Origin of the sequence: Streptomyces sp. NPDC050145 (assembly GCF_044460245.1) — a bacterium.
Taxonomy (GTDB): domain Bacteria; phylum Actinomycetota; class Actinomycetes; order Streptomycetales; family Streptomycetaceae; genus Streptomyces.
On the sequence record NZ_JBITJS010000012.1, the window covers coordinates 84,057 to 107,762 of the forward strand.

The following is a 23,706-nucleotide window of genomic DNA, read 5'->3' on the forward strand; positions in this document are numbered from 1 at the left end:
CGACGACGATGAGCAGCAAGGCGGAGAACGACCTGCGCGCAGCCGAGAGCCTCGCGCTGAGCGCGGGTTCCGGCCCGCAGGTGCCGCAGACACGCACGGCCCGCCACCGCAGGATCGTGGACATCCTGAACCGGCAACCAGTGCGCTCGCAGAGCCAGTTGGCGAAGCTGCTCGCCGACGACGGACTGAACGTCACGCAGGCCACGCTCTCGCGCGACCTGGACGAGCTGGGCGCCGTCAAGATCCGCAACACCGGCGGTGAGCTGATCTACGCGGTGCCCAGCGAGGGCGGCTTCCGCACCCCGCAGGCGCCGCTGGGCGAATCGGCGAAGGAGGAGCGCATGCGCCGCCTCGCCGGTGAACTGCTGATCTCCGCCGAGGCCTCGGCCAACCTGGTGGTGCTCCGCACACCGCCGGGCGCCGCCCAGTTCCTCGCCTCGGCGATCGACCAGGCCGAGCTGCAGGTCATCCTCGGCACCATCGCCGGCGACGACACCCTGATGCTCATCAGCCGGGACCCCGCCGGCGGCCAGGCACTGGCCGACCACATGCTGCGCATCGCGCAGAACGACCACTGAGCGGACCCCGCGGGACGTACGTACCGGGCGTCAGGCCGAGCGCCGCGCCCGGTACGACATCCAGGCCGCGACCAGTGCGCCCGACACGTTGTGCCAAACGGAGAACACGGCGGCGGGCAGTGCGGCCAGCGGGCTGAAGTGGGCGGTGGCCAGGGACGCGGCGAGACCCGAGTTCTGCATACCGACCTCGAAGGCCATCGCGCGCGACGAGGGTGCCCCGAGCCGCGCCGCCTTGCCGGCGCCGTAACCGAGCAGCAGACCCAGGCCGTTGTGCAGCACCACGGCGAGGAGCACCAGCCCGGCCGCCGACTTGATGGCCTCGGCGCTGCCCGCCACCACCACGGCGACGATCACGGCCACCGTCAGCGCCGACAGCCACGGCAGCACCTTCAGCAGCCGGTCGACGTAGCGGCCGAGCACGAGCCGCACCACCAGACCCGCGAGCACGGGCAGCAGCACGGTCTTCAGGATGTCCGTCATCATCGACGCGGCGTCCACGGGCAGATAGGCGCCCGCGAGCAGCAGCGTCAGCGGCGGAGTGACCAGCGGCGCGAGGACCGTGGAGACGGTGGCGACCGACACGGACAGGGCGACATCGCCCCGCGCGAGATAGGTGACCACGTTCGACGAGGTGCCGCTGGGTGCGCAGCCGACGAGGATGACACCGGCCGCCAACTGCGGGGGCAGACCCAGCGCGTGGGCGATCAGCCAGCCCAGGCCCGGCATGATCACGTAGTGCGCGACGAGCCCGAGACCCACGGCCCAGGGGCGCTTGGCGACGCCCTTGAAATCGTCGAGCGTCATCGTGAGCCCCATGCAGAACATCACGACGCCCAGAAGGTAGGGCACATTGGTGCCCCAGCCGGCGAAGGTGCCCGGCGCGGTGAGTCCCCAGACGCCCGCCACGAGGACGAGGACGGGGAAGACGGTCACCGCGAGACGGGCCGCGCGGTCGGCGGACGCGGACGCGCTCGGCGCGGGGGCATCGGTGGACGTGAGTTCGGTTCGGCTCTGCACCCGGCGATGCAACGTTGTCGGACCGGAGCCCCGCAACCGTGTCTCGTTATGTGGTCGCTACACGGGTCTCGGGCCCGGCGGCTGCCAGGTCCGGCGAAGGGCTCAGTACCGGGTGATGGCGGTGGCGCCCGACCGGGTGCCGATCGCGATGTGGGGCGCCGTGTCCGGCCGTACCCAGGTCAGGATGCGCCGCATGGCCTCGCCGGGCACGGAGACACAACCGGCCGTCGCCGCCCGGCCGTTGACGTGCAGGAAGATGCCCGCGCCGCGACCGCGCACCGGGGTGCGGTAGTTGAAGCCGACGACCAGCGCGTGCGCGTACTGGGTGCCGTAGTCGGCGAGGTGCTCGGACTCGGTGGCGCGGCAGTCGGCGGGGCGGGGGTCCGTCCAGCGGTTGTAGGCGCGCGAGTCGTTGTCCTGGCACCACCAGGAACTGTCCCGCACCGGCCGGTACGGCATCGAGGTGCCGTCCGGAGCCGCCTCGGTGCCGAACGCGAAGGGCAGGTCGTACAGGCCGGTCGGCGTCGTGTTCGTGCCCTGCTCGCGTCGAGCCCCCTCGACCAGTCCGTTCGCCCCGAAGCGGGCCGGGGCCGAACCTGCCTTCGCCCAGCGGCCGTCGGGCCGCCGGTCCCACCAGGTGACCGTGCCGCTCGTGGCCGCCGTGCGGGGCGCCTCCGCCGTGATCAGCTGGCGGCCCCCGCCCGTGTCGGCGAGGCGCTCGGGCAGCGGGGCGGAGGGCTGGGTGCCGGGCGCGGCCGCCCCGAGCGCCGCGCAGGCGGCGACGGAGACGGCGAGACCCGCACGGACTGCTCGTGAGCGGCGCATGGATCAGAAATTAGCGGGCGGCAGCGGGAGCGGCAGCCCAGGTAGGCCATCCAGGCTCTGTCCGATGTGCTCCTTCTTCCGGAAGTAGGCGTCGAGCGAGGCGTCGTCCTCCCGCGCGAAGCGCTTGCCGTGCAGATCGCGGTCCTCGTCGTACGACAGGAACGGGACCCCGTAGCCGCACGTGTCGCGGACGAGCTCGGCGGTCACGACGATCACGGCGCGCAGGCCGTGCCGCGACGGATCGATGTCGGGGAAGCGCTCGAGGAGTGCGGTGAAACGCGGGTCGTCGCGGAAGACGGGCTCGCCGCGACCGTGGACGCGCATGATGTTCGGCGGTCCCTGGAAGGCGCACCACATGAGCGTGATCCGGCCGTTCTCCCGCAGGTGCGCGATCGTCTCCGCGTTCGACCCCGCGAAGTCCAGATAGGCGACCGTCCGCTCGTCCAGCACGGCGAAGGAGCCCGTGAGGCCCTTCGGTGAGAGATTGACCGTGCCGTCACCGGCGAGCGGAGCGGTGGCCGTGAAGAACATGGGCTGGGACTCGATGAAGGTGCGCAGGTGTCCGTCGATGCGTTCGTAGGTCTTTCCCATGCGGGCATTGCCCGGCGCGGCCGGGGCCGGCGGCATCGTCCGTGAGGGCGATTGACGAATCATGCAGAGGACTGCATACTCATGCATGAGACTTTGAACGCATGAGCACGTTGAACGCATGAACGCCCGGCTTGAGGAGCAGAGCACGTGAGCAGCAACACCGGCGATGTCCGCCTCTGGGGCGGCCGGTTCGCCGACGGCCCCGCCGAGGCCCTGGCCAAACTGTCCGCGTCCGTCCACTTCGACTGGCGCCTCGCGCCGTACGACATCGCGGGTTCCCGTGCCCACGCGCGCGTGCTGCACGCGGCGGGCCTGCTCACCGAGGACGAACTGACCCGGATGATCGCCGGGCTCGACCAGCTCGAGGCCGATGTCGCCGACGGCTCCTTCGTCGGCACCATCGCCGACGAGGACGTCCACACGGCCCTGGAGCGCGGCCTGCTCGAGCGCCTCGGCCCGGACCTCGGCGGCAAGCTGCGCGCGGGCCGCTCGCGCAACGACCAGGTGGCGACGCTCTTCCGGATGTACCTGCGCGACCACGCCCGGATCGTCGGCGGTCTGATCGCCGACCTCCAGGAGGCCCTCGTCGGCCTCGCGGAGGCGCACGCGGACGTCGCCATGCCCGGCCGCACGCACCTCCAGCACGCTCAGCCGGTCCTCTTCGCCCACCACGTCCTGGCGCACGTCCAGTCCCTGTCCCGGGACGCCGAGCGGCTGCGCCAGTGGGACACCCGCACGGCCGTGTCCCCGTACGGCTCCGGCGCGCTCGCCGGTTCCTCGCTCGGCCTGGACCCGGAGGCGGTCGCCCGCGACCTCGGCTTCGAGCACGGCTCGGCGGCCAACTCGATCGACGGCACGGCCTCCCGGGACTTCGTCGCCGAGTTCGCCTTCATCACGGCGATGATCGGGGTGAACCTCTCCCGCATCGCGGAGGAGATCATCATCTGGAACACGAAGGAGTTCTCCTTCGTCACCCTCCACGACGCCTTCTCCACCGGCTCGTCGATCATGCCGCAGAAGAAGAACCCGGACATCGCCGAGCTGGCGCGCGGCAAGTCGGGCCGCCTCATCGGCAATCTGACGGGCCTGCTCGCCACCCTCAAGGCGCTGCCCCTCGCGTACAACCGCGACCTCCAGGAGGACAAGGAGCCGGTCTTCGACTCCTGCGACCAGCTGGAGATCCTGCTCCCCGCGTTCACCGGCATGATGGCCACGCTCACGGTCAACCGGGAGCGGATGGAGGAGCTGGCCCCCGCCGGCTTCTCGCTCGCCACCGACATCGCCGAGTGGCTCGTCAAGCAGGGCGTGCCGTTCCGCGTCGCCCACGAGGTCGCCGGCGAGTGCGTCAAGGTCGCCGAGGCCGAGGGCAAGGAGCTCGACGAGCTGACCGACGACCAGTTCGTGAAGATCTCCGAGCACCTCACCCCCGAGGTCCGCACGGTGCTGAACGTGCCGGGTGCCCTCGCCTCCCGCTCGGGCCGCGGCGGCACCGCGCCCAGCGCGGTCGCGGTCCAGCTCGCCGAGGTCAAGCAGGACCTGACGGTGCAGCGGACCTGGGCGGACGCCAAGAAGTAACCCGCCGACAGCGGTTCACGCGGCCCGGCCCCTCGTGTGGGGGACGGGCCGCATCGCGTTGTCAGTGGGCCCCTCTAGAGTTCCCGACAGTTGATCGGTACGGCTGTCGGGGAGGCAGTGATGGGGTGGATGCCCGCGGGCGACTACGAGGTGGCCCTGGACGAGAACGGCAAGGTCATCTGCCGGAACGGGAAGGGACGTCTGCTCAAGTCGGTTCCCCCCAAGATCGCGGACGAGCAGGCCGTGATCGGCCTGCGCCAGCTCACCGAGTGGCTCGAGCGCCACGAGCGCGACTGCCGCGACCAGGTGGAGAACTGGATGACGCGCTCCCTGCCCGTCCCCACCGCCGTCCTCGCCCGCGTCTGGCCCGATCCGGCCTGGCGCACCGCCCTGCGCGACCTCGTCGTCACCGGCCCTGACGGGGCCGTCGCCGGCTTCCTGCGCGACGCCGACCCCGAGCGCGGCATCGGCCTCGTCGACCTCGACGGCGACACCGTCCGCATCAGCCCCGAGCAGATCCGCGTCCCGCACCCCGTCCTCCTCGACGACCTCGACGAACTGCGCGAGTTCGCCGTCGAGCTCGGCGTCGAGCAGGGCGTCCAGCAGCTCTTCCGCGAGACGTACGTGCGCGGCGCCGACCGCGACACCGGCGCCCGGGGCGTCGACGACTACGAGGGCGGCGTCTTCAAGGAGCTGCGCTTCCTCGTCGGCCGCGCCACCTCCCTCGGCTACCGCGTCCGCGGCGGCCAGGCCGTCCTGCCCGTCCTCGAAGCCGGCCGCGGCATCGAGGCCCGCGTCTGGGTCGGCGACTACGAGGGCTACGAGCAGACCGAGACGGGCCCGCTGACCTGGACCACCCCCCAGGGCGGCGCCCTCACCCTCGGCGAGGTCGGCCCCGTCGCCTGGTCCGAGGGCATGCGCATGGCCGCCGCGCTCTACGCCGGCCGCGACGTCGAGGACGAGGAGCAGGCGGCGTGAGCACCACCGACATCAGCGACCAGCACACACGGAACAGCGCGACGGGGGACCGGCGGATGAAGGACGACGAGCAGACACAGGACACCGGGGCACTCCTCGAAGCGGGCGCCGTCCTGCTCCCCGGTACGCACCAGGGCGAGGACGCCGACGAGCTGACCGTCCGCGCCTACGAACACCCGGTCCTCGAAGGCCGCACCGTCGTCCGCCTCGTCCCCGGGACCCTCGGGGAGGCCGAGGACCTCGCCCTCGACTTCCTCGGCCTGACCCGTACCGCCCACCATGACGGCCTCGGCCAGGTGCGCCGCGAGACCCTCGGCTTCCCCGCCTGGGCCCTCGTCCACGACCCGGCCAACGGACACCACGCGCTCGCCCTCGTCAAGGACGTCGAGCGGTTCTCCCGCATGGCCAAGTCCCGTGCGGGCGCCGCCAAGGAGGGCTTCGAGGCGCTCGGCGAGCGCCTCGGCCGCTCCGTGCCCCACTTCCTGCCCACGTTCTACGAGGAGGCCGGCCGCGCCTTCCTGCGCCACGAGAACACCACGTACGCGGCGCAGTTCTTCGGCAAGGCCCGCGAGGCCGAGCGGGTGCACAGCCTGACCGTCGACGAGGCCCGGCAGCGTGCGGTGTTCCTCGAGTTCGCCTTCGCCGGGGCGCTCACCGTCAAGGCCCTCAAGGAGCACGTCGCCGACCTCACCGCCCGGCTCAGCGCCGAGGACGCCTGGCTCCAGTACCGGCAGCTCGTCGTCGAGCGCTGCGGCGCCGGCATGCCGCCCTACGCCGCCCTGCCGCAGGACGCGCGCAAGCTCATCAAGGCGGCCGGTCTCGACCGCGTCACCGAGGAGACCTCCCTTCTCGCCGATCTGCTGGCCTCACCGGCCGTCGTCCGCGCACCCGCCTCCTTCTGGACGGCGTACCAGGCCACCCTCGTCGTCCTCGCCAAGGAGCGGCCCGAAGTGCGGGCCCGCCTCCTGGAGTTCGTGCCCACCGGTCTGGGCCGCGGCGCCGCCGCCGAGCAGCAGTGGCTCGGCCTGCTCGCCGAGTCCGGCGCCGAGCCGCTCCTCACCGGCCCCGCGGCCGGCGCGGAGGTCTCCGCGAGCGACTGGCTGGCGCGCTGGGCCGCCCACCTCCAGGGCGGGTACCGAGGCCGCCGCCGCACTCCGCTGACCTACGCGCTCGTCGAGCGCATGGCCCCGCGCCTGATCGCCGACGGCCGGCCCGTGGACCTGAACAAGGCGAGCACGCAGTGGACCAGCCGCGTCGACCTCGACCTGCTCGACCTGTGCCTCGCCATCGGAGTCCCCGTCACCGGCCCGTCCCCGGACGCGAACCCGCACTCCTACAGCGGCCGACGCGACCTGGGCCTGAGCGAATGGCTCGACGGCAGCGCCGAGGGACGCCGCGACCTGGCCGCCCTCGCCGCCGACGAGCGGTACGGCCCGCGGCTGCGCGCGGACGTCGGCCACAGCCGGTGGAACGAGAAGCTCCACCTGCGCACCGTCGCCGAACACCCGGTGCTGCGCGGCGTCCTGAGCGCCTGGATCGACGAGCGGACCGACGCCTACACGGCCGCCGCCGGACTGCCCGGCGCCGAGACGGTCCTCAACCAGCTGCGCCGCTTCCGCGCCGTCGCCGCCGAGGTCGCCCCGGACGCCGTGGACCGCGTCCGCCGCCACGACCTCTCCCGCAACCTGGCCCGCACCCTGCGCACCGGAGTCTTCGACGAGCTCGTCTGGCCCGCGCTCGAAGAGGCGATGGAGCGGCTCGGCCCCGCCCCGAAGGGCAACAGCCGAGGCGGCATCCGGGTCAGCGAGTCCTGGCCCGCCCTGATCGTCTCCCACCGCGACAAGGCGGTCGTCGCGGGCCCCGACGGCGTCCTCCTCGAGCACGACCTGCGCGTCCCGAAGGAGGCGGACCGCTGGACCGACCCCGCCTTCCGCTACGTCGACGGCGACCTCCTCGTCATGTGGCGCGAGGACGGCCGCGACCGCGCCTACTGGACCTCCCGGCCCGGCGACGTCTTCGCCCTCTCCGCCTCGCACACCGTCTTCTTCCACCACCGGGACCGCGGCGTCAGCCTGCCGCTGCCCACCGGCGGCCGCACCGCGGGACGCCGCCCGCTGCACGCCGGTGACACCCAGCTCACCGAGGAGGAGCGCGTCATCGGCGACGGCATCGGACACTGGCGGCTGCGCACCACCAGCGCCGGATCGTCCTGGATCGAGTACGACGCGGCGACCGGCGCGACCGGCCGCGCCTCGCTGCCCGCCGCCTTCGCCACCGCCGTGCGCGACGGCAGCACCCTGCGCCCCGCCGACTGTGACCTGCTGCCGATGCGGCCCGGCCTGGAGGAGACCCCGCTCGGCACCGACGGCACCGTCCTCGGCCGCTGGGTCCGCGCCGACGGCGACACCCTCACCGCCGGCACCCCCGACGGCACCACGGTCAGCCTCCCCGACGGCCTGGGCGCCGTCCCCGTCGGCGCCCTGCGCCTGCCCGGCAGCGCGCCCGTGCTCGCCCGGCAGAGCGGCCTCGTGGCGCTCTACGAGGACGGCGCGACCCGGGACAGCGGCCCGCTCGTCGTCGCGCAGCCCGGGAACCCCGGCGGGCGGTTCGCCGCGGGCACCGCGCTCGTGCCGCCGCTTCCGTTCTGGCACCTGCTGCGCGTCCGCGACGAGGCCGGATCCAAGGCCCTGCGCGACTGCACGGACGAGCTCGCCGCCTCCCTGGTCGACACCCTCGCCGAGATCATGGACGAGCACATCGCCGCCACCAGCGGCGAGCGCAGCGAGGAGCAGCGCGCCCAGGACCGGCAGGACCTGGCCGACGCGACCAGCGCCGCCGTCGCCCGCGCCCTGCCCGGCATCACCGACTTCGCCCTGCTCGCAGGCGTCACCTCGGTCGCCCTGGTCCCGGTCGGCCTGCGCGCCACCGCGCGGCGGTACACCGACCCCGAGCCGGCCGGGTCGGGCGCCCCTGCGGCGCCGCGCCCGCCGCAGGCCATGTACGCGGACTTCTCGCCGGAGCACGGCGGCGACAGCACTCTGCTGAGCGCCGTCCGCGCCGCCCTCGGCAACACCGTCACCGGCTACTGGTCCGGCGACGAGCCGACCGTGCTGCGCCACATCAAGGCCGTCAACGACGTGCTCGGCGGCACCCCCGCCCACGGCCCCGCACCCCACCCCGACACCCGCCCGCTCGCCGAGGGCTGGACCCGCGACCCGGGCACCGTCCCCGCCACCAGCAGCGGCTGGCCCCAGCTCCTGGACCGGCTGCCGGTGTTCGCCACCCGGGCCGCCGCCCCGTCCCTGTTCGAGGGCGAACGGGCCGCGCTGCTCCACCTGTTCGAGGCCGTCGCGGCCGGCCCGCTCGGCGCCGGCGGCGGCACGCTGCGCGTCGTCCGGCTCCGCGAGCCCCTGCCGGGCAAGAACGGATCGCCCGTGCGCCGCGGCGAGGTGCACCGCCAGGGCGAACGCACCCTCGTCTTCCTGGAGGCCGAGTCCCTGTACGGGGAGGACCGCGGGCAGTTCCTGGCCTGGCGGGCGCTGGACCACGACCCGTCCGGCGCCTTCGGGGCCGTCGGCCACTTCACCGTGCACGCCGCCACCCCCGTCAGCGCGGGTGTGACCCCCGAGCGGCTCACCGAACTCGTCACGCTGGTGCGGGCGAACGGGCCCGCGCAGTGGGACACGCAGGCCGTCGACCGGCTCGCCGCCGCCCCCGGCTGCGGTCCCGCCCAGGCCGCGCTGCTGCTCACGGGCCGGCCCACCGGCACCCTCACCACCACGGAGATGGCCGAGTGCCGTGAGCTGACCGGCTTCACCCGCACCCAGATCGAGGACGGCGAGGAGCGGCTGCGTGCCCTGCCCCTCGACGAGCGCTGCGAGATCGCCGCCGCCCTGCTGCCCGAGGACCTCACCGCCCTGTGGCGCACCGGCCTCGACGTGGACGCCGCGCACGCGGCGTGGACCGAGCGGCTCGGCACCCTCGTGCGGTTGCCGGAGGGCGGCGACGCCGACGTCCCCGACCTCCCCGCCACCGAGGCCGTCCTCAACCCCGCCCGGCAGGCCTGGCTGACCCGCACCACCACCCAGCGCCTCGACGAGAACGGGCGGTTGCGCGCCGACGACCCGTCCGCGGTGCCGAACCGCCGCACCCTCACGGGCGCCGTCGAGGGCCTCGCGGCCCTCGCCTACGGACTCCCGTACGGGCACCCGCTGCGTGCCCGGCTGCCCGAGGGGCTCACCGCGCTGCGCGAGCGTCTCGCCGACCCGGGGCTGCTCCTGGACGCCGACCTGTCCTGGGCCGCCGAGGGCCGCCTGCCCACCGCCGCCCGGCTGCGCAAGGCCTACGGGATGCCCGAGGCGGGCGGCGCGGAAGCGGACGGAATGACCCGTGCCGGCACCGCGTTCGTCCTCCACCCCTGGTACGCGGAGAACGAGGGCACGCTGCTGCGCCCCGCCGGGCTCACCGGGACGGACGACCCGGCGGTCGGCCTGGCCGAGGGCATCGCCCGGCCCTCCGCGGGCCTTTTCGTCCGCCGGATCGCGGCCGTGCGCGGCGACGAACTCGCCCGCACCCTCGGGGCCGACGGCGGCTTCGAGGGCTACGCGCAGGACCCGACCCGCAGCGTGCCCGAGCTCGTCGCCGAGGTCGCGGAGACTCACGGCATCGGCGCCGACGCCGCGGCCCTCTACCTCCAGCTGCTCGCCCTGCCCGACCCCACGGACCGCAACGTGGCCCGCTGGACCGGCTGGAAGCCCGCCCGCCTCAAGAAGGCCCGCGCCGAACTCGCCGCGACCGACCTCGTCGTCGAGGCCAAGCGCGCCCGGGCCGGCCGTGTCCTGTTCCTGCCCGGCGGCTGGCTCGCGCACAAGGCCCCGGCCCTGCCGGTGGAGACGTGGAAGAGCGGCCTGTACGCGGTGCCGGGCGACAGCAGGGCGGTCCCGATGCTGCCCGTGCCGGAGCTGTTCGCCGTCGCCTGGCAGCGGGTCCGCTCCGGCGACGTCCCGGCGTACGAGGAGCTGACCACCCGCGCCACCAGCAAGGGCCGCAGGCGTGGCTGACCGCGCGGACGGCCACAGGACGCGCAGTTCGAACGACGGAACGACAGTGAGAAAGACGGGGTCATGACCATCACCGAGACGAGCACGGCGACCGGCGCGGCACCGGCCCGGCAGATCGTGCCGCCCGAGGAGCTGTACGCGGCGGAGCTGGCGTTCCTCGCCGCCCACGACGAAGGGCCCCGGCCGCCCGGCTGGGCGCTGACGCCCCGCGCGGTCGTCACCTTCGGGATGGGCAGCGACCGGCCGCTCAGCCTGCCCGAGGGCGCCACCGCGCCCGAGGGGACACCCCGGCGCATGACGATCCGCCGCAAGTTCGTCGGCGAACGGGCGCTCGTCGAGCGCTGCGTGGTGACCCTCGCGGGCGAGCGCGGACTGCTGCTCGTCGGCGAGCCCGGCACCGCCAAGTCGATGCTGTCCGAGCTGCTCGCGGCGGGCGTCAGCGGCACCAGCGCCCTCACCGTCCAGGGCACCGCCGGCACGACCGAGGACCAGCTCAAGTACGGCTGGAACTACGCCTTGCTGCTCGCGCAGGGCCCCAGCTCCAAGGCGCTCGTGCCCTCGCCGGTGCTCACCGCGATGCGCCGCGGCGCCGTGGCCCGGGTCGAGGAGGTCACCCGCTGTCTGCCCGAGGTGCAGGACGCGCTGATCTCGCTGCTCTCCGAGCGCCGCATCGCCGTGCCCGAGCTCGCCGGCACCGAGGACGCCCAGGCGCACGCGGCCCCCGGGTTCAACGTCATCGCGACGGCGAACCTCCGCGACAAGGGCGTCTCCGAGATGTCCGCCGCGCTCAAGCGCCGGTTCAACTTCGAGACCGTCGGCCCCATCGGCGACTTCGAGGCCGAACTGGACCTGGTGCGCAGCCAGTCCAGGGCCGCCGTGGAGCGCTCCGGCGCCGCGTACCGGCTCGACGACACGGTCCTCGACATCCTCGTGACCGCCTTCCGTGAGCTGCGCACCGGACGCTCGGCCGAGGGCTGGGAGATCGAGCGGCCCTCCACCGTCATGAGCACCGCCGAGGCCGTCTCCGTGGCCACCGCCCTGGGTCTCGCCACGGCCTACTTCCCCGGCGACCGGGACCCCCTCGCGCTGCTGCCCGGCCACCTCACCGGCGTCGTGCGCAAGGACGACCCGGCGGACGCGGCCCGGCTGCTCGGCTACTGGGACGGGGCCGTGCGCCGCCGCGCCGAGGAGGGCTCCGCCACCTGGCGCACCCTGTGGGACCTGCGTCCGGTGCTGGAGGGCTGACCCGTATGACCACCCCGCCGCCGCTGCCGCAGGCCCCGGACGAGGCCGTCGCGGCGCTCACCGCGCCCGACGGCCCGTACCTGATCGGCGTACGGCACCACGCGCCGTCGCTCGCCGCCGCCGTGCCCCGGCTGCTCGACGCGGCGCGGCCCGACGTGCTCCTCGTCGAACTGCCCGCGGAGACCCAGGACTTCCTGGGCTGGCTGGCCGACGAGGAGACCGTCGCACCCGTCGCCCTCGCGGCGGTCCCGGAGCCGGAGCCCGGGGCGGACGCGGCGGCGGACCGGCGGGGCCCGGCCTTCTACCCCTTCGCCGACTTCTCGCCCGAACTGGCGGCGCTGCGCTGGGCCCGGGACGCGGGCGTGCCCGTGCTCGCCTGCGACCTGCCGCTCGCCGACCGGGCCTGGCGCGAACCCCGACTTCCCGGTCCGGCCGCCTCCGGCCCTGGACTGCAGGCCGCCCTGCGCGACCGGATCACCGGACGTGACGGTGACGACCTGTGGGACCGCCTCGTCGAGGCCCCCGCCCCCGGCGCCACCCCCGAGGAACTGCGCCGCGCCGCGCTGCTCACCGGCTGGGCCCTGCGCCGCGACGCGGACGACGGCCCCGGCATCGACGCGCTCGACCTCGCCCGTGAGGCCTGGATGCGGGCCCGCCTGCGCGAGGCGACCCGGGACGGACGCCGGGCGGCGGCGGTGATCGGCTCGTTCCACGCGGCGGCCTTGACGGGGGAGGCCCTGAGCGCCGACGCCCTGACCGAGGAGCCCCTGGGCACACAGCCTCAGGCTCCCGGACACCCGCCCGCCGACGCCCCCGGCAGCACCGTCAGTCTCATCCCGTACACGTATCCGCTGCTCGACGCCCGGTCCGGCTACCCGGCCGGCATCCGGGACCCGGAGTGGCAGCACCGGGTGCTGGACGCCGCCGGGGACCCGGACGCGCTGCGCGAGGCCGTGCTGCGCGCCGCCGTCGCCGTCAGTGCCGACCTCCGCGCCCAGGGCCACCCGAGCGGTCCCGCCGACGCCCGCGAGGTGGCCCGGGTCGCCGGGGACCTCGCCGCCCTGCGCGGGCTGCGCGCCCCCGGCCGCGGCGAACTCGTCGAGGCGCTCCAGACCGTGCTCGCCCAGGGCGAGCCCCTCGGGCGGGGCCGCGCCGTGGCCCGCGCGATGGAGCGCGTGCTCGTCGGCGAGCGCACCGGCCGGCCCACACCCGCCGCACCCCGCGGCGGACTCGGGCCCGCCGTCGAGCGCGAGGCGGCCGAACTCGGGCTGCCCGGCCCGGCCGAGCCCGGCAAGGAGCGCGACCTGCGGCTCGACGTGCTGCGCACCCCGCGCGACCGGCGCCGCGAGATCCTGCTGCGCCGCCTGACCGTCTGCGGTGTGCCGTACGCGGACGAGCACGGCGTCACCGGCGCGGGCGGCGCGGACGCGCTCACCACCCGGTGGACCGTGACCTGGACCCCCGCGACCGCCGCCGTCCTGACGACCGCGAGCGTGCGCGGCGTGACCCCGGCCCAGGCGGCACAGGGCGTCCTGCGCGCCCGGGCCCGCGCCGCCCGCGACGAGGGCGGCCCCACCCCCGCCCAGGCCCTGACCGCGCTCACGGCGGCGGCCGAATGCGCCCTTCCCGAACTCGCGGAGGAAGCCCTCGAGGAGCTGTCCCGGGCGCTCCCGGCCGCCGGTTCGCTCGCCGAACTGCTCACGGGACTGGCCCTCGTGGACCGGCTCGCCGCCGGACACGTCGCCGGATTCACGCCCGACGGCGACCGGCCCGACCGGCTCGCCGCCGCGTCCGAGGTGCTGAGCGCCGCCGCGGTGCGCGCCGTCGAGGGCATCACCGGTTCCGAGGACCCGGAGGACGCCCGCGCCCTGGTCGAACTGGCGCGCCGCGCCGACGCGCTGGGTTCCCTGCGGCTCACCGACGCGCTGGCCGCGCTGGCCGCCGACGGCACACCGCTGATGGCCTCCGCCGCGGCGGCCGTACGCGTCCTGCTGGGCCACGCGTCGGCCCCGGAGCTCGGCGTCCGCGTCGCGTCCTGGGTCGACGCCGCGTCCGGCTCCGCCGCGCGCGCCGCCCTCACCGCACGCCTGACCGGCCTGTGCACCGCCGCCGGCGCCCTCCTGGAGACCGCGCCGGACGCGCTGGACCCGTTGCTCGACCGGGTGACGGACCTGTCCGACCGGGCGTTCCTCGACCGGCTGCCCGCCCTGCGCGGCGGCTTCGACACCCTGTCACCGGCCGCGCGGGAGCGCCTGCTCGAGACGGTCGAGACCCGCATCGGCACGGCCGTCGGTGAGCTGACGGTCGACCCGGCGACCCAGGCGGTCTGGACGCGGGCGGACCTCGCGGCGGCGGAGACGGTGGCCGGGCTGGATCTCGGCGTACCGCTGACCGCCGTGGACGCCCCGACACCGGACGTTCCCGCGACCGGGCCGGTCCCGCCGGAGGCCCCCGGCACCGTGAAGCACCGAGCCGGAGCCAGTGGGACCATCACTCCCGCCGAGCGCTGGCGGCTCGTGCTCGGACGCCGGGCCGGCGAACTGTCCCCCCGCACCGCCCCGTTGGCCACCGCCCTCGACGAGCTGTACGGGGCCGGCCGCGGCGAGGGCTCCCGCGGCGGGCTCGGCGGCCGCGGCGGCGGACGCGAGGCCCCGTACCCCGGGGTGCGGGAATGGGCCGAGGAACTCACCGCGCTGTTCGGCCCCGGCGTACGCGAAGAGGTGCTGGCCGCCGCTGCGGCAGCGGGCCGTACCGACGCCGTCGAGGCGCTCGACCCCGACGCGGCGCGCCCCTCCGTCGAACTGCTGCGCACCGTTCTCCAGCACGCGGGCGGCCTGCCCGAGTCCCGGCTCGCCGCACTGCGCCCGCTCGTCCGCCGCCTGGTCGACGAGCTGACCCGCGCCCTGGCCACCCGCCTGCGCCCCGCGCTCACCGGCGCCGCCACCGCCCGGCCCACCCGGCGCCCCGGCGGCGGCCTCGACCTGGCCCGCACCCTGCGCGCGAACCTCGCGACGGCGCGGCGCGCGGACGACGGGCGGATCGTCGTCGTGCCCGAGCACCCGGTGTTCCACGGGCGGGCCCGGCGCTCCGCGGACTGGCGGCTGATCATCGTCACCGACGTGTCCGGCTCGATGGAGGCCTCCACGATCTGGGCGGCGCTGACCGCGTCCGTCCTCGCGGGGGTGCCGGCCCTGTCCACGCACTTCCTGGCGTTCTCGACCGAGGTCATCGACCTCACCGAGCACGTCGACGACCCGCTGTCGCTGCTCCTGGAGACGCGGGTCGGCGGCGGCACGCACATCGCGGCCGGCCTGCGCCACGCGCGTCGCCTGGTCACCGCGCCGTCCCGCACGCTCGTCGTGGTGATCAGCGACTTCGAGGAGGGCTACCCGGTGGGCGGCCTGCTCGGCGAGGTACGGGAACTGGTCGGCGCGGGCTGTCACGTGCTCGGCTGCGCCAGCCTCGACGACGCCGGCCGGCCGCGCTACTCGCCGGGCACGGCCGGTCAACTGGTCGCGGCGGGCATGCCCGTGGCCGCCCTGAGCCCGTTGGAACTCGCCCGCTGGGTGGGGGAGAGGATCCGATGACCACCGCTGGACTGCCGCCCGTGCTGCCCGGAGTCACCGCCGAGATCGTCGAGGCGCTGTCACCCCGGCTCACCAAGCGGCTGGACGCCGCCGCGGCCAAACTCGCGGCCCGCCCGCACACGGTGGACCCGGCGTCGGGCGTCCACCGGATCGCCGTCGACGAGGAGTCGAACGTCGAACTCCGCCCGACGGACGGCATCGTGACCACTCCGGACGCGATCCACTGCGACTGCCTCCTGTCCCCGTCCTGCGTCCACCGCGCGGCGGCGGCGACCCTGGCACCGGTGGCCCTCGACTCCGCCCAGAACACGAGCGCGGAGCCAGAACCAGCACCAGGTCCAGCACCGGAGCCGGAGCCGAGTCCCCCGGAGCGGACGAGCACCCCGGCGCTCGATGTCACCGAGCACCCCACGGACACCGCCGCCGCCCACGCCCTCTGGACCGCCGCCGCCCGCCTCCTCGACGCCGGGGTCGACGGCGCCGGGGCCGTCGCCCAGGCCGGACTGCTCCGCGCCGCGCACATCGCCAAGGTCGCCGGACTGCACCGCCCCGCGGCCGCCGCGATCCGCGTCGTGAACGGGGTACGCGCGGCCCGCGGCGCCGACCCGGCCCACCGCACCGCCGAACTGGCCGACGCGCTCACGGAGTTGCTCGGCATCGCCCACGCGCTGGGCAGGCCCGGCACGGACCCCGCCGCGACGGCCGCCCTGCGCGGCACCGCCCGCCGCAGCTACGCGCAGGCCGGATCGCTGCGCCTGTACGGGCTGTTCACCGAGCCCGTGCTGACCGCCACCGGACACGCGGGCTGCGTCACCTGGACCGCCGACGCCGACGGCACCCTGTACCAGGTCCCGGACATCGCCCCGGGCGGGGCGAGCCGGGCGCGCGGCGTCGCCGACCGCGCCGTCCGCCTCGGCGACACCGCCCTGACCCACCGCGAGCTGTCCGGGGCCGGACTCGTCGTCTCCGGCGCCACGGTCGCCGCGGACGGCCGCCTCGGCGCCGGCAAAGCGGTTCAGGCGGTCCGGGCCACGGGCACCGACTGGACCGAAGCGCCCCTGGACGCCCTGTGGTCCGTACCCCTGGCCGACCAGGCGGCGCGGGCGCGCACGTCGCCGGACGGGCTGCTGTTCCTGGACGCCACCCTCGGCGGTGTCCTGCGCGAGCGGGACGGCGAGAGCCTGTCGGCCGACTGCCAGGGCGTCATCGTCCGGCTCTCGGTGGCCCACGACGACCCGGCACTGTCCCACCGGGAGAACCTGGCCCTGCTCGCCTCGGCCCCCGGCACCCGCGTCCGGCTGATCGCCCGGATCGTCCCGTCCACCCCGGCCCGCGCGACCCCGCTCGCCGTACGGCTGCCGTCCGGCGCCCGCCACGACCTGGGCCTGGACCGCCTGACCCGCGCCGACCTCCCCGTGCCCGCCATAACCGGAGAGGCCCCGCCCCGCCCCCGGCCCGGAGAAGGCGCGACCCCGCCCCCCGTCCACCCCCTGCGCCGCCGCGTGGAGCAGTCGCTCGTCGCCGGCCGCCGCGCCCTCCCCCTCGCCCGGCCCGACGAGGCCCCCGCCCTGCGCCGAGCGGGCCTGCCCACGGCCGCGGTCCTCCTGGAGGCGCTCCTCCGCGCGGCCGCCGACCGGGGCCGGGACCCGTTCGGCCGCCTGGCGCCCGCCGATCTCGACGCGTTCGCCCGCACCTGGCTGGCCTGCGCCCGCTACACCCAGGAGGTCACCGAGGCCCTCGGCGCCGAGGCCTGGAAGGCATAGCCCCACAAAGAGCCCGAGAACCTCAAGAGCCACCAACCGGCACCCGCGATGAGACGTCATCCTTTCGAATGAGACATTCATGTCTCATTCAAGCTATGCTCGTCTCATGGCTGTCGACCGATCCCAGACGCTGCACGCCGCCGCGGCTCTCCTCACCCGTAAGTCCACCGCCACGATGGACGAGGTGGCGAAGGCCGCGGGCATCAGCCGTGCCACGCTGCACCGCCACTTCGCGGGCCGTGACGCCCTCGTGCGCGCGCTGGAGGACCTCGGCCTCAGGGAGTGCGAGGCGGCGCTCGACCGGGCCGGCCTCGACACGGGCCCGGCCGGGGACGCGCTGCGCCGGCTCGTCGCCGAGCTCGAACCGGCCGCCCCGCTGCTGGCCTTCCTCAACACGGAGAACCAGCTGTTCGAGGGCGAGGAGCAGCATGCCGGCTGGGCCCGCGTCGACGCCCGCATGGTCGCGCTGTTCCGGCGCGGCCAGGAATCCGGCGAGTTCCGGATCGATCTGACCCCGGCCTGGCTGTGCGAGGCGCTCTACGGCCTCATCGGCAGCTGCGCCTGGGCCGTACAGGACGGCCGCGTCGCGGCCAAGGACTTCTCATACATGATCGCCGAGCTGCTGCTCGGCGGCGCACGACGGAGCGTGGAACCATGACCAGCACTCACCAGCGACCCCAGGTACCGGAGGTGGTGGCGCGCCCCGGCCGGTGGCTCGCCCTCTCCGTGCTCGTGCTGGCCGTGCTGCTCGTCGCCGTGGACGCGACGGTCCTCGGCCTGGCGACCCCCTACATCAGCGAGGACCTGGAGCCGTCCGGCACGCAGTTGCTGTGGATCGGCGACGTGTACTCGTTCGTCATCGCCGGACTGCTCGTCTCCATGGGCAGCCTCGGCGACCGCATCGGCCGCAAGAAGCTGCTGCTCACAGGCGCCGTCGCGTTCGGCGCCGTCTCGGTGCTCAACGCGTACGCGACGACGCCCGAGCTGATGATCCTGGCGCGCGCCCTGCTCGGTGTCGCCGGTGCCACCCTGATGCCCTCGACCCTGGCGCTGATCCGGAACATCTTCCACGACCCGCGCGAGCGTTCCCTCGCCGTCGGCATCTGGGGCGCCATGGCCTCGGCCGGCGCGGCCGTCGGCCCGGTCGTCGGCGGTTTCCTGCTCGAGCACTTCTGGTGGGGCTCGGTCTTCCTCATCAACCTGCCCGTCATGGCGGTGCTCGTCGTGGTCGGCGTCAAGCTGATCCCCGAGTCGAAGAACCCGGTGCAGGGCCCGTGGGACCTGCCCAGCGTCGCCCTCTCGCTCGTCGGCATGATCGGTGTCGTCTACGCGGTCAAGGAAGCGGCGTCACACGGCCTCACCTGGGACGTCGCCCTCTCCGCGCTCGCCGGCCTGTCCGCGCTCGCCGGGTTCGTACGCCGCCAGCTCACCCTGGCGTCGCCGCTGCTCGACATGCGCCTGTTCCGCAACCGCGGCTTCTCCGGCGCGGTCCTCGCCGACCTGCTGACCATCCTCGGCCTGTCCGGCCTGGTGTTCTTCCTGTCCCAGTTCCTCCAACTGGTCCAGGGCCGCAGGCCCTTCGAGGCCGGCCTCGCCGAACTGCCCGCCGCGATCGGCGCGGTGGTCGCCGGACTCGTCGCCGGCGCCGTGGCGCGCCGCTTCTCGGTGCGCGTCGTCGTCGCGGGCGGACTCGCGGCGGTCGGTCTGTCCCTGGCCGTCCTCACCGGCCTGAGCCAGGACACGGGCTACCCGCTGCTCGGCACGGTGCTCCTGGTCGTCGGCGTCGGCGCCGGCTTCTCGTTCACCGTGACCGCCGACGTGATCCTCTCCAGCGTCCCCAAGGAACAGGCGGGCGCGGCCTCCGCGGTCTCGGAGACGGCGTACGAGCTGGGCGCGGCCCTCGGCATCGCCCTGCTCGGCTCGATCGTCACCGGCGTCTACGCGGGCTTCACGGTCCCGGCCGGCACCCCGGCCGAGGTCGCCGACGCGGCCCACGCCTCGCTCGGTAGCGCCGTCGAGTCCGCGGGCGCGCTGCCGCCGGCCCAGGCCCACGAACTGCTCGGCTCGGCCCAGGGGGCCTTCGTCGACGGACTCCAGGTGGCCGCGGGCATCGGCGCCGCGGTGCTCCTCGTGACCTCGGTCGCGGCCTGGTTCCTGCTGCGGGGCCAGCAGTTGGAGAAGTGACCCGCCCCGGTGACGCCGTCCGGGTGACGCCGTCCAGATGAACACGGCACAACGACCGGGGCCCGGTCCCGCGGAGCGAACTCCGCGGGACCGGGCCCCGGCCACAGCCGGCGAAGAGCTACGCGGCCTTCGCCTTCGTGGCGTACATGTCCACGTACTCCTGCCCCGAAAGGCGCATGACCTCGGCCATCACCGAGTCGGTCACGGCCCGCAGCACGTACCGGTCGCGGCCCATGCCGTCGTAGCGGGAGAACTCCATCGGCTCGCCGAAGCGCAGGGTCACCCGGCCCGGGCGCGGCATGCCCGCGCCGCCCGGCTGCAGCTTGTCGGTGCCGATCACCGCGAACGGCACGACGGGCGCGCCGGTCATCAGCGTCAGGCGCGCGATGCCCGTACGGCCGCGGTACAGACGGCCGTCGGGGGAGCGGGTGCCCTCCGGGTAGATGCCGAAGACCTTGCCCTCCTCCAGGACCCGGCGGCCCGTCATCAGCGCGGCCACACCGCCGTTGGCGCCGTCCCGGTCCACCGGGATCATGCCGACGCCGGTGAAGAACCACGCCATCAGGCGGCCCTTGAGGCTCTTGCCGGTGACGTACTCGTCCTTGCCGATGAAGAACACCTGCCGGTCGCAGACGAGCGGCAGGATCATCGAGTCGATGAACGTCAGATGGTTTCCGGCCAGAATGACGGGGCCGTCGCCCGGAATCTTCTCAGCGCCCTCCACCTGTGGGCGGAACATCAGGCGCATGATCGGTCCGAGCACTGCCTTGATGAGCGCGAAGCGGGACAACGGGCCCTCCGGGGTCAAGGAATGGACATAAGGTCTGTGCAGGTGAGGACGATACTCGCGCGTACGGTCTTCCCGCACATCGGGTTCACCGAGTGGATACACAGTGTTGATCCGGGTTGATCCCGCACGACGCCACCGACGCACCCCTGCCACGCGCACGACACACAGCGGTCATCCCGCATCACCCTGACGTTCCGTACGCGGTCTCCCCCTGGCCACTCCCGCGCACCTACGATCGGTCCCGCTTTGACAGGTGCAAGGCAGTAACTCGGCGGGAGGAGCGCTCCATGGGGAACGAGAAGACTCAGGCGGCACACGAGGCGGGCACCAGCGGGGGAGTGGGCCGGCGGGCGCTGCTCGGCGCCGCGGTGCTGAGCGCCGGCGCGGCCGCCGTCGCCCTGCCCGGCACGGCCGGAGCCGCCGACCGGGCCAGTGGCGGGAATCACTCGGGACAGGGCTACACCTCGCTGCCCGTACCCACCGTCATCGCCCACCGCGGCACCAGCGGCTACCGCCCCGAGCACACCCTCGGCTCCTACCAACTCGCGCTCGACATGGGCGCCCACGTCATCGAGGCCGGCGACATCGTCCCCACCAAGGACGGCCGGCTCGTCTGCCGCCACGAGCCGGAGATCGGCGGCACCACGGACGTCTCGGCCCACCCCGAGTTCGCCGCCCGCAGGACCACGAAGGTCATCGACGGGGTCTCCACCACCGGCTGGTTCACCGAGGACTTCACCCTCGCCGAACTGAAGACCCTGCGGGCCGTCGAGCGCATCCCGGGCAACCGGCCGCACAACACCCTCTACAACGGCCGCTGGGAGATCCCCACCTTCGAGGAAGTCCTGAAATGGCGGGCCGAGCAGAGCCGCGCCCGGGGCCGCGAGGTCTGGATCCACGTCGAGACCAAGCACCCCACCTACTTCCGCAAGCTCGGCCTCGGCCTCGAGGAGCGGATCGCCGAGCTGCTGCGCGCCCACGGCCTGCACCGCAAGAACGCGCCCGTCTTCCTGCAGTCCTTCGAGCCGACCAGCATCCAGCGCCTGGACAAGCTCGTCGACAACCCGCTCGTCGTCCTGCTCTCCTCGGCCGGCTCCCGCCCCGCCGACTTCGTCGAGAACGGCGACCCGCGCACCGTCGCCGACCTCATCACGCCCGCGGGCCTGAAGGAGATCGCCGGCTACGCGCAGGGCATCGGCCCGACCCTCGACCTGATCATCCCGAAGGACAAGAGCGGCAAGCTCGGCGAGCCCACCACCCTCGTCGAGGACGCGCACGCCGCCGGGCTGATCCTGCACCCCTACACGATGCGCAACGAGAACACCTTCCTGCCCGCGGACTTCCGCAAGGGCACGGACCCGAACTCGTACGGCGACGCCTTCGGAGCCTTCAAGACCTACTTCGCGACCGGCATCGACGGCATCTTCACCGACAACTGCGACACCGGGCTGCTCGCCCGCGAGGACTTCGTCAACGGCTGAGCCGCCGGTCCCGGTTGGAGTGAGACGCGGCCGCCCCGGCAACCGGGGCACCGGGCGGCCGCGTCCCGCCGGGCATGATCCACGACACCGTCTTCGAGACCCTGCGCCCGCTGCTCGCGGCCGAGGCCCGCGCCGAGCTGCCCGGCGAGGGGCGGGCCGACCTCGAGCAGGCCGTCTGGCTCCGCCTCCTGGAACACCTCGACACCCAGGGACCACCCGCCGACCCGGCCGCCTGGCTCACCGCCACCGTCCGCGCCGAAGCCCGCCGGCACCGCCGCACCGCCCGGCACGAGCAGCCCTACGCCGGTGAGCCCGTCGCCGAGCACCCCGACCACAGCGACCCCGAGCACCACACCCTGCGCACGGAGCGCGCCCGTGCCCTGCATTCGGCCGTACGCCGGCTGCCCGGCCGCTGCCCGGGCCTCATCGGCGCACTCCTGTCCCCCAAAGACCTCACTTACCGTGAAATCGCAGGTGAGTTGGGTATCTCACAGGGCAGTCTTGGACCGGAACGTTCCAGATGTCTGGGATGCCTGCGCAGAATCCTGCCCGCCGAGGTTGCGCCGAGGCGTCGTCGGGGAAAAGGGTGAGGGACGACCGGCGGACAGGTGAGCGGGAGGCATGCACACATGGGCATGAGCGTGACCATCTCTGCGGCGACCGATGCGGACGCCGAGCAGATCCTCAAACTGCAGTACCTCTGCTACCAGAGCGAGGCGCAGCTCTACGGGGACTACTCGATCGAACCCCTCACCCAGTCCCTCGACTCCGTCAGGGCCGAACTGACGGGCGGCACCGTCCTGGTGGCCCGCCTGGGTGACGAGGTGGTGGCCTCCGTCCGGGGGACGGTCGACGCGGACGGCACCGCGCGGATCGGCAAGCTGATCGTCCACCCGCGCATGCAGCGCCACGGCCTCGGCGGACGGCTCCTCACCGCCATAGAGTCCGCCCTCGCCGGCCCGGCCAAGCGGTTCCAGCTGTTCAGCGGCCACCGCAGCGAGCACAACCTGCGCCTCTACCGGAAGCACGGCTACGCGCAGGTCTCCACCCGTCAGGTGGACGAGCGGCTCACCCTCGTCACCCTCGCCAAGGAGATCGACGCCTCGGCGCTCGCCACGAGCGCCTGACCGCGGCTCAGGCGGCGGTGGCCTCCGGCCGCTGCCGCAGCACGCCCTTGCGCAGCCAGTACATGCCGGTGACCGGCAGCAGCACCGGGATGAACAGGTACTCCATCCCGTAGTCCGACCACACCGTCTGGTCCGGGAACGCGGAGGCGTCCACCAGCGTCCACGTCCCCACGATCAGCACGCCCGCCAGCTCCAGGGCGCAGCACACGAAGGCCGAACGCCGGGCGCGGTCGCCGCCGCGCACCAGCGAGTACGTGATGAAGCCGTACACCAGGCCCGCGACCGCCGACAGCGAGTACGCCAGCGGCGCCTTGTCGAACTCGGTCGAGATCTGGAAGGCCGACCGCGACACCGCGCCGACGACCATCACGCCGTACAGCCACACGAGCAGCAGCCCGGGACCGCCGATGAGCCGGCGCCGCCCGCCCCGCTCCGGCTTCTCCTCCGTCTCCGCGTGCTCTGGCTCCGCGTGCTCCGAAGAGGTCATCGCCACCTCATCCTCCCCAGATGTCGTAGAGCCGTACTTCGAGGACCGCGAGCACGACACCGCCCGCGGCGACCGTCACCGACCCCCAGCGGGTCCGCTCGGCCAGCGACATGAACCCGGCCGCCGGCACGCACGCGAACGCCCCGATCAGATACGCGACGAAGATCGTCGTGCCCTGGTCCGGCTTCTCGCCCCGCGCCAGCTGCACGATCCCGACCACCAGCTGGAGCAGCGCCAGCGCCGACACCACGGCCATCCCGATGAAGTGCCAGTCCTTGGTCGGCTGGTCGCGATAGGCGGCGAAACCGCACCACGCGGCGAGCGCGAGCGCGGCGAGACCCGTCACCAGGGTCAGGACATCAAGCATGGCCCAGACCCTATTACGGGACAGAAGACCCGCCGCCCTCGCCCCCGGACC

At 74.3% G+C, this 23,706-nt stretch carries 18 protein-coding genes; 12 read left to right on the plus strand and 6 right to left on the minus strand.

Annotation, left to right across the window (positions count from 1 at the left end; genetic code table 11):
- Positions 1-8: 8 nt before the first annotated feature.
- Complete coding sequence (locus ACIBTU_RS24230) at positions 9-578, plus strand: arginine repressor (RefSeq protein ID WP_399128481.1); 570 nt, start codon at positions 9-11, stop codon at positions 576-578.
- A gap of 30 nt (positions 579-608) precedes the next feature.
- Here the strand turns inward: ACIBTU_RS24230 and ACIBTU_RS24235 are convergent, their stop codons facing one another.
- The 3 genes from ACIBTU_RS24235 to ACIBTU_RS24245 all read right to left on the minus strand — a co-directional run bounded on the left by ACIBTU_RS24235 (position 609) and on the right by ACIBTU_RS24245 (position 3,011).
- The gene (locus tag ACIBTU_RS24235) at positions 609-1,595 is read right to left on the minus strand and encodes a bile acid:sodium symporter family protein (RefSeq protein WP_399128482.1); all 987 of its coding nucleotides are present in this window, start codon (positions 1,593-1,595) and stop codon (positions 609-611) included.
- Between the two features lie 102 nt (positions 1,596-1,697).
- On the minus strand, positions 1,698-2,420 hold the full coding sequence (locus tag ACIBTU_RS24240; protein WP_399128483.1) for a L,D-transpeptidase: 723 nt from the start codon (positions 2,418-2,420) through the stop codon (positions 1,698-1,700).
- Between the two features lie 3 nt (positions 2,421-2,423).
- Positions 2,424-3,011 (minus strand): pyridoxamine 5'-phosphate oxidase family protein, encoded by a 588-nt coding sequence (locus ACIBTU_RS24245; protein ID WP_399128484.1) that lies wholly within the window; start codon positions 3,009-3,011, stop codon positions 2,424-2,426.
- Between the two features lie 147 nt (positions 3,012-3,158).
- Between ACIBTU_RS24245 and argH the strand changes: the two genes are divergently transcribed.
- From argH to ACIBTU_RS24285, 8 genes are all read left to right on the plus strand, one after another.
- On the plus strand, positions 3,159-4,586 hold the full coding sequence (gene argH, locus ACIBTU_RS24250; RefSeq protein WP_399128485.1) for an argininosuccinate lyase: 1,428 nt from the start codon (positions 3,159-3,161) through the stop codon (positions 4,584-4,586).
- Between the two features lie 120 nt (positions 4,587-4,706).
- Complete coding sequence (locus ACIBTU_RS24255) at positions 4,707-5,564, plus strand: DUF4132 domain-containing protein (RefSeq protein ID WP_399128486.1); 858 nt, start codon at positions 4,707-4,709, stop codon at positions 5,562-5,564.
- Entirely contained in the window at positions 5,561-10,624 is a 5,064-nt protein-coding gene (locus ACIBTU_RS24260) for a hypothetical protein (RefSeq protein ID WP_399128487.1), read from the plus strand. The genes ACIBTU_RS24255 and ACIBTU_RS24260 overlap by 4 nt, the downstream gene beginning before the upstream one ends.
- 63 nt (positions 10,625-10,687) lie before the next feature.
- Positions 10,688-11,869, plus strand: coding sequence for an AAA family ATPase (locus ACIBTU_RS24265; protein ID WP_399128488.1), 1,182 nt, complete (start codon positions 10,688-10,690; stop codon positions 11,867-11,869).
- A gap of 5 nt (positions 11,870-11,874) precedes the next feature.
- Positions 11,875-15,456: a DUF5682 family protein gene (locus ACIBTU_RS24270; protein ID WP_399128489.1), complete on the plus strand. Its 3,582-nt coding sequence runs from the start codon at positions 11,875-11,877 to the stop codon at positions 15,454-15,456.
- A complete protein-coding gene (locus ACIBTU_RS24275; protein ID WP_399128490.1) occupies positions 15,453-17,219 on the plus strand; it encodes a hypothetical protein in 1,767 nt (588 codons plus the stop codon). The genes ACIBTU_RS24270 and ACIBTU_RS24275 overlap by 4 nt, the downstream gene beginning before the upstream one ends.
- Positions 17,220-17,325: 106 nt before the next feature.
- Positions 17,326-17,877, plus strand: a complete 552-nt coding sequence (locus ACIBTU_RS24280) for a TetR/AcrR family transcriptional regulator (RefSeq protein ID WP_399128491.1) — start codon at positions 17,326-17,328, stop codon at positions 17,875-17,877.
- Complete coding sequence (locus ACIBTU_RS24285; protein WP_399128492.1) at positions 17,874-19,403, plus strand: MFS transporter; 1,530 nt, start codon at positions 17,874-17,876, stop codon at positions 19,401-19,403. The genes ACIBTU_RS24280 and ACIBTU_RS24285 overlap by 4 nt, the downstream gene beginning before the upstream one ends.
- A gap of 118 nt (positions 19,404-19,521) precedes the next feature.
- Here ACIBTU_RS24285 and ACIBTU_RS24290 read toward each other — a convergent pair whose 3' ends face one another.
- Positions 19,522-20,211 (minus strand): lysophospholipid acyltransferase family protein, encoded by a 690-nt coding sequence (locus ACIBTU_RS24290; RefSeq protein WP_399128493.1) that lies wholly within the window; start codon positions 20,209-20,211, stop codon positions 19,522-19,524.
- Positions 20,212-20,480: 269 nt separating this feature from the next.
- On the opposite strand from ACIBTU_RS24290, the gene ACIBTU_RS24295 reads away from it, so the two are divergent.
- The 3 genes from ACIBTU_RS24295 to ACIBTU_RS24305 all read left to right on the plus strand — a co-directional run bounded on the left by ACIBTU_RS24295 (position 20,481) and on the right by ACIBTU_RS24305 (position 22,801).
- Positions 20,481-21,674, plus strand: coding sequence for a glycerophosphodiester phosphodiesterase (locus ACIBTU_RS24295; RefSeq protein WP_399128494.1), 1,194 nt, complete (start codon positions 20,481-20,483; stop codon positions 21,672-21,674).
- A gap of 74 nt (positions 21,675-21,748) precedes the next feature.
- Positions 21,749-22,264, plus strand: coding sequence for a sigma-70 family RNA polymerase sigma factor (locus tag ACIBTU_RS24300; protein ID WP_399128495.1), 516 nt, complete (start codon positions 21,749-21,751; stop codon positions 22,262-22,264).
- A gap of 39 nt (positions 22,265-22,303) precedes the next feature.
- A complete protein-coding gene (locus tag ACIBTU_RS24305) occupies positions 22,304-22,801 on the plus strand; it encodes a GNAT family N-acetyltransferase (protein ID WP_399128496.1) in 498 nt (165 codons plus the stop codon).
- A gap of 7 nt (positions 22,802-22,808) precedes the next feature.
- Here the strand turns inward: ACIBTU_RS24305 and ACIBTU_RS24310 are convergent, their stop codons facing one another.
- Both ACIBTU_RS24310 and ACIBTU_RS24315 read right to left on the minus strand, forming a co-directional pair.
- Positions 22,809-23,288 (minus strand): hypothetical protein, encoded by a 480-nt coding sequence (locus ACIBTU_RS24310; RefSeq protein WP_399128497.1) that lies wholly within the window; start codon positions 23,286-23,288, stop codon positions 22,809-22,811.
- Positions 23,289-23,295: 7 nt separating this feature from the next.
- Positions 23,296-23,655, minus strand: a complete 360-nt coding sequence (locus ACIBTU_RS24315; protein ID WP_188339963.1) for a hypothetical protein — start codon at positions 23,653-23,655, stop codon at positions 23,296-23,298.
- Positions 23,656-23,706: the final 51 nt, after the last annotated feature.